The sequence below is a fragment of the Tautonia rosea genome, from assembly GCF_012958305.1.
GTDB classification, from domain to species: domain Bacteria; phylum Planctomycetota; class Planctomycetia; order Isosphaerales; family Isosphaeraceae; genus Tautonia; species Tautonia rosea.
In genome coordinates, this window is sequence record NZ_JABBYO010000039.1 from 1 (window position 1) to 3,444 (window position 3,444).

4 protein-coding genes and 1 pseudogene are annotated in these 3,444 nt (G+C 66.3%); 4 read left to right on the forward strand and 1 reads right to left on the reverse strand.

From position 1 onward, the window contains the following. Nucleotides 1-239: 239 nt before the first annotated feature. Nucleotides 240-401: pseudogene (locus tag HG800_RS28600) on the forward strand (IS1380 family transposase); the annotation flags it as partial. A gap of 202 nt (nt 402-603) precedes the next feature. Here the strand turns inward: HG800_RS28600 and HG800_RS26695 are convergent. Beyond that, entirely contained in the window at nt 604-903 is a 300-nt protein-coding gene (locus HG800_RS26695; protein ID WP_169981424.1) for a hypothetical protein, read from the reverse strand. 506 nt (nt 904-1,409) lie between these two features. On the opposite strand from HG800_RS26695, the gene HG800_RS26700 reads away from it, so the two are divergent. The 3 genes from HG800_RS26700 to HG800_RS26710 form a co-directional block, all read left to right on the forward strand. Then, complete coding sequence (locus HG800_RS26700) at nt 1,410-1,694, forward strand: hypothetical protein (RefSeq protein ID WP_169981426.1); 285 nt, start codon at nt 1,410-1,412, stop codon at nt 1,692-1,694. Nucleotides 1,695-1,829: 135 nt separating this feature from the next. Further along, complete coding sequence (locus HG800_RS26705) at nt 1,830-2,285, forward strand: hypothetical protein (protein ID WP_169981428.1); 456 nt, start codon at nt 1,830-1,832, stop codon at nt 2,283-2,285. Between the two features lie 81 nt (nt 2,286-2,366). Beyond that, a partial coding sequence (locus tag HG800_RS26710) for an IS701 family transposase (RefSeq protein WP_169981430.1) occupies nt 2,367-3,444 on the forward strand: 1,078 nt, incomplete at its 3' end.

Sequence of the window (3,444 nt, forward strand, 5' to 3'; positions counted from 1 at the left end):
CTGCGCGACCTGCTCGGGCGGGTGAGCACGCACCCGGCGAGCCGGATTGCAGAGTTGCTCCCCGATCGGTAGCAACCGGGCTGCAAGCGGTCCTGAGTCCGTCAAACGCGGCCCCCCGTCGCCAACGCATCCTGTCGTCCCCCTCGCCGGCTCGTGCCGTCGCGATCCCGTTCGGTCCCCGCCTCGACCAAGCCGCCATCGATCGCTCCGTCAAGAACGGACTCGGCCGAACGCCTAAGCTGCGGATGGAGTTCCGCACGTTCTGCGTGGCGATGATCCAGGTGCCGTGCCAGATCGTGCGGGGTGGCCGGCGGATCACCTGCCGGCTGCTGTCATGGAACCCGTGGCAGGGTGTGTTTCTCCCACTGGTGGAGTGGTTGCACGGCGTCCGGTTGTGTTGAGTCGAGGGTGACTTGAAGCCGGAGTCCGGATGCTCCGGTCCGTGCGGGCTCCGAACGATAAAAGGCGGTGGGGCCATGAGCGGCCGAGATCGTGGGGAGCAGACCGGGTCAATCTGACCCGGCCCGAAGACGCTCCGTACCCGCCCAGGACCACGATGAGCCGAGAAGCGGGGTCCACATCAAGCTTGTTATGGGCCAAATTTCAGGCAGGCATGGGCTGTCCCGGTCCATCACCTTGAGTTGGTTCCGGAATCGGGTCACCGTTCTGATCTCGAGGCAAGGGTGCCTCGCTGGTTCTGGCTTTGAAGGTCTCCCCACCGTCGAGGGTCGAGACCTCCGCCGTGGCAACAAGGCCGAACGAGGAGGGGCTCAGGCGTCGCTCCAGGAATTCGGGGGCATAGCGGAGATTTCGAATGCGAGACATCGCTTTGAACGAGACTCGCGATTCGATCGCGTCGAACGGGGAAACGGTACGCGCACTATTTCTTCCGTGGAATGGCATGGGCACTGATCTCCGCAATTGTATGGAGACCAAAAGAAAAGCGAGGAAAGTTCAATGGCACAATTCGTCGTGCCATCGCCGAGACGGCATGGACGATCAAGGGAAACGGCGATCGTCCGAAAGACAAAGCCAAAGCGAGGAAAGTTCAATGGCACAATTCGTCGTGCCATTGTTGAGACGGCATGGACGATCAAGGGAAACGGCGATCGTCCGAAAGACAAAGCCAAAGCGAGGAAAGTTCAATGGCACAATTCGTCGTGCCATCGCCGAGACGGCATGGACGATCAAGGGAAACGGCGATCGTCCGAGATCCCGAACGTGTATGATGACAACGTAGTACTAAGAATCGTTTTCTGTCACCTGAAAATCGCAAAAAAATGAAAAAAATTTGGTTCTACTGACAATCAGGCCAGGAGTTATAGTGGACCGGGTGCTCCATAGGATTCTGACACTTCATTCGTTGGATCGCTACCATAGGGCTTTCACCCTATCATGGAGGGAGCCCCATGGAACGGTTCACCGTCGAAGTCCAGACCCCCTTGCAGCGGCTGATCGTCGAGCTGGCCCTGGCCAAGGAGTTGGAGCAGGCCGCCGATGCCGCCCCCGAAGGCCAGGTCCTCGACCGGTGCGAGTGGGTCGCCCTCGGACCCGGCCGGGAGTTTCTACGGCAGGCCCTGACCGCCGCGTTGGAGCAGCAGGCCCAGGCCGTCGAAAAAAAGGGACGCCCGGCCGACGCTGCTCCTGCGGCGCCAAGCGCCGGCACAAGGGCCGGTCGCCCCGCCGGGTCGTGACGGTTTTGGGCTCGCTGAGCGTGACGCGGGCCTACTTCCGCTGCCCGGCCTGCGAGACGAGCGAGTACGCCCTGGATCGCCGCCTGGGGACTCTCGCGCCAGGCCCGGCGGGTCGTCTGCTGGGCCGGGGGCCGGATGGCCTTCGCCCAGGCGGCCGAGAACCTGCGAGAGATCGGGGGCTGGTCGCTCAGCGACAAACTGATCCGGCAGACCTGCCAGGCCGAGGCCCCGGCGATCGCCGCCTGGCGGGACTCGGCCGAGGCCGCCTGCACCGGCTTCCGTGACGCCGAGGGCCTGCCCGAATTCCAGACCGACGAGGCGAAGGTCAACACCGACACCGGCTGGCGGGACATGAAGGTCGGCATCTTTGCCAAGCGTCCGGCCGGTCGTCCGGCCACGGCCGCCGAGTGGGAGGGCCGCGAGCTGCCCCGGCCAGCGGCGCGGGTGGCCTTCGCCGCCATCGAGCCCAGTGAGCGGTTCGGGGCCCGTTGGCGGCCGTGGGCCGAGCGGCTGGGCCTTTCCGACCGAGTAAGCGTCATTATCTATTCAATAGTTTCCCCGAAATCCCGCACTCTTTCCGGCTCGCCGTAGCGTCTTGAGCGGGTCATCTCCCGAGCGGACCTTGATGGGTTGATCACCTCCCCATCCGGTCCCGCACCGGGAGATGCCCCGATGTCCGACGCTACGCTCCTCTGGTCGATCTGTCAAGCACTGCTGAGGCCCTTCGGCTGGGCCTTCACCCGCCCCGGGCATCGCCGCTTCGTCGAGTGGGTCACCGCCTTGGCCCTCAACGTCGAGGAGCATACCGTCACCCAGTCGGTCCTCGCCCTCGACCGGCCGGCCGACTGGCGGGCGATGGAACGCTTCGCCGAGTACGGGGTCTGGGGCACGGATGCCGTCACCCGCAGACTGACCCGCCTGGTCGAGCCGGCCCCCGGCCGGACCTGGCACGGCTATCACGTCTTGGCGGTCGATGACACCAAGGTCCACCGCTCGGGCAAGCACGTCTGGGGCACCTGCACCTTCCACGACTACACCGCCCGCTTCCCGAACCGGGCGACCACCGTCCGGGCCCACAACTGGGTAGTGCTCGGGGCCTTGCTCGATGAGCCCGATCGGCCCGCATGGTTCCTGCCCGTCTCGGGGCGGCTCTACTTCCGCAAGTCGCAACTGCCGGCTCGGTCGGGGTCCGTCGGGCCGAAGGTCGGCTTCCGCACGAAGTGCGAACTGGCCGTCGAACTGATCCGAGACCAGGCCCGGATCACCGGCGGGCGGCACCTGGCCGTCTTCGACGGGGGCTATGCCCTGACGAGCGTCGTCCGGCCGCTGGTCACGCCCGAGGGCGACTCGCCCCGCATCGAGTTCCTGACCCGGCTGCGGCACGACGCTCGGCTGCACGCCCCGCCACCGACCGAACGCCGCAAGGGGCAGCGGGGGCCGATGCCGAGGTGGGGCAAGAAGCTGGAGCCGCCCCGGCGGGGCGGTCGGTGGTCCGGCCCGTGGCAGGAGGGGCAGGCCCTGATCTACGGGCGGCGGCGACGGGTCCGCTGGAAGGAGGTCGTGTGCCGGTGGCGGGTGGCCGGCCCCGAGGTGCCGGTCAAGGCGGTCATCGCCCACGTCGAGGGGTACAGCAAGCGGTTCAGCCTGGTCACCTCGGCCGTGGAGTCGATCGGGTTGCAGGCGGTGGAGTTGTTCGCCGCCCGCTTCCGGCAGGAGGACGGGTTCCGGGACCTGAAGCAGCGGCTGGGCT

Coding starts and splice junctions, on each gene's coding strand:
- HG800_RS26705 (WP_169981428.1), top strand. CDS start 1,830: ATGGCCTTCGCCCAGGCGGCCGAGAACCTGCGAGAGATCGGGGGCTGG.
- HG800_RS26700 (WP_169981426.1), top strand. CDS start 1,410: ATGGAACGGTTCACCGTCGAAGTCCAGACCCCCTTGCAGCGGCTGATC.
- HG800_RS26695 (WP_169981424.1), bottom strand. CDS start 903: ATGCCATTCCACGGAAGAAATAGTGCGCGTACCGTTTCCCCGTTCGAC.